Origin of the sequence: Lysinibacillus sp. (assembly GCF_032093475.1) — a bacterium.
Taxonomy (GTDB): Bacteria; Bacillota; Bacilli; order Bacillales_A; family Planococcaceae; genus Lysinibacillus; species Lysinibacillus irui.
In genome coordinates this window covers 6,809-9,395 of record NZ_DAMDAY010000150.1, presented here as the reverse complement: position 1 = coordinate 9,395, position 2,587 = coordinate 6,809, and the positions used below count along the sequence as shown (strand labels likewise).

The 2,587-nt window shown below is 40.2% G+C and carries 2 protein-coding genes; both read left to right on the top strand.

Features of this window, described 5'->3' with window-relative positions; all coding sequences use genetic code 11:
* Window positions 1-388 precede the first annotated feature (388 nt).
* Window positions 389-2,155 (top strand): biosynthetic-type acetolactate synthase large subunit, encoded by a 1,767-nt coding sequence (gene ilvB, locus RT445_RS21420; protein WP_274793511.1) that lies wholly within the window; start codon window positions 389-391, stop codon window positions 2,153-2,155.
* Window positions 2,152-2,587 (top strand): acetolactate synthase small subunit (ilvN, locus tag RT445_RS21415; protein WP_313471520.1); only part of this gene is annotated, 436 nt, incomplete at its 3' end. The genes ilvB and ilvN, both read left to right, overlap by 4 nt.

Below are 2,587 nucleotides of genomic sequence, written 5' to 3'. Positions count from 1 at the left end.
GATCCGACATCCCCTCGGAGTGGGCTATTAAACGTGTTTACACCATTAGATAGCTCCGGGCATAGTCGAAAGTGCTCGTTATTAATGAATAAATGTTTTATGACACTCTATTGGATGCGAATTCTTTCGCATTGGTGCATAAATGCAATCATTTATTCGCGAGGTAGCAATTATTTGCTATAAAAAAGGGTGGTACCATGGAAAGTCTTTTTCATCCCTACGTAAGGTAGTTCTTTGTGTGTGGAGAAAAAGGCTTTTTATTATTTTCACGAATGAAATGCAAACTCTCAACCAAATGGAAGAGAGTGCAGATAATCCAGCTTGTGACACTTCATTAATCTACAACACTGATGTGTGAGTTTGAAAGATATAAAGGAGGCATAATTTGATGAGTGCAAATGTTTCAATGAATGAACAAGAACAATTAGTAACAACTGTTACTGCTGAGCAAACCTATCAAGCAAAGGACGGTGCAGATGTATTAGTGCAGGCATTGCACGATCAAGGTGTTGAAATCATCTTTGGCTATCCTGGAGGAGCCGTATTGCAAATCTATGATGCAATGTATAAAAATCCAATCCGCCATATTTTAACTAGACATGAACAGGGTGCTATTCATGCAGCCGAGGGTTATGCTCGTGTTTCTGGTAAAACAGGTGTTGTTATTGCGACAAGTGGGCCAGGCGCAACAAATCTCGTAACAGGTATAGCGGACGCCATGATTGATTCCATTCCATTAGTTGTCTTTACAGGTCAGGTTGCTACTTCTGTAATTGGAACAGACGCTTTCCAAGAAGCAGATATCATGGGGATTACGACACCAATTACAAAGCACAATTACCAAGTGCAGGATGTAAATGATATTCCACGTATTGTTAAAGAGGCGTTCCATATTGCTAGCACAGGTCGTAAGGGACCAGTTGTCGTGGACTTCCCAAAAAACGTTTCACAAATGTTGTTTGATGTAGAGAATCCGCCACAAGCACCTGATGATATTTATTTACCAGGCTATCAGCCAACATATAAACCAAATTACTTACAGATCCAAAAAGCGATTCAAGCGATTTCCTTGGCAAAGAATCCAATCATTTTAGCTGGTGCAGGTGTTCTCTTTGCTGATGCACGTGAGGAATTAACAGCCTTCGCAGAAAAATACCGTATTCCAGTAACGAACACATTGCTAGGACTTGGGTCCATTCATGGTGAACATGATTTATTCCTTGGGATGGCAGGTATGCACGGTACAGTAACAGCAAATACAGCCATCACCAAATCTGATTTATTACTTAATATTGGTGCACGTTTTGATGATCGTTTAACAGGTAATTTAGCCACATTTGCACCAAATGCAACAATCATCCATATCGACATAGATCCTGCTGAAATTGGCAAAAACGTTCCGACAGATATTCCGATCGTTGCAGATGCAAAAGAAGCTTTGAAAGCATTATTGAAAAAGGACTTCGAAGGTCCTGATACAGCAGATTGGTTAGCCTATTTAAACAATCATGCCAATGACTATCCATTATGGTATTGCAAGAATGATGATGATCAGGAAGTTTTACCACAAGAGGCATTGCAATTAGTGCATAAAATTACTGAGGGTGATGCCATTGTAACGACTGATGTTGGGCAGCATCAAATGTGGGCAGCGCAATACTACCATTTAAATAATGATCATGCATGGGTAACGTCTGGTGGACTTGGTACGATGGGCTTCGGCTTCCCAGCCGCAATTGGCGCTCAATTTGCGAAGCCAGACAAAAAAGTTATTTCGATTGTAGGAGATGCAGGCTTCCAAATGACTGCACAGGAGTTATCCATTCTACAGGAGTTTAACTTACCAGTAAAAATTGTGATTTTGAATAATAGCTGCCTTGGCATGGTCCGTCAATGGCAACAGACATTCTATGAAGAGCGTTATTCATCATCGCTTATGCCAATCCAACCAGACTTTGTTAAGTTAGCAGATGCCTATAATATAAAAGGCTATCGAATTAACACAATTGATGAAGCGGAGGATATTTTCCGTGAGGCACTACTTTCTGATGAGCCAGTATTAATTGATTGTCGAGTGAAACAGCTTGAATGTGTTTACCCAATGGTAGCACCAGGCAAAGGCTTACATGAAATGATTGGGGTGAAAAAGAATTGAAACGAGTAATTACCGTAACTGTGATTAACCAAAGTGGTGTGTTAAACCGTTTGACAGGTCTATTGATGAAGCGTCAATTCAATATTGAATCGATTACAGTAGGTCATACGGAACAAGCAAACTTTTCAAAGATGACTTTTGTAGTCCACGTCGAGGATGAACGCAAGATCGAGCAGCTAGTGAAACAATTATCGAAGCAAATTGATGTGTTAAAGGTCAATGACATAACGGATAAATCAATTGTTTTGCGAGAGCTAGCGCTGGTAAAGGTTATTTCACCGCCAAATTTACGTTTGGAAATGAATTCGATTGTCGAACCATTTCGTGCTCAAATTATTGATACGGCTAAAAACGTTGTGACGTATCAAGTGGTAGGGCACCCAGACAAAATTGATGCCTTTATCGAACTCATTCGACCATATGGCATTAAAG

Excerpts from the sequence above, each read along its gene's own strand:
- ilvB (WP_274793511.1), top strand. The coding sequence starts at position 389 with ATGAGTGCAAATGTTTCAATGAATGAACAAGAACAATTAGTAACAACT.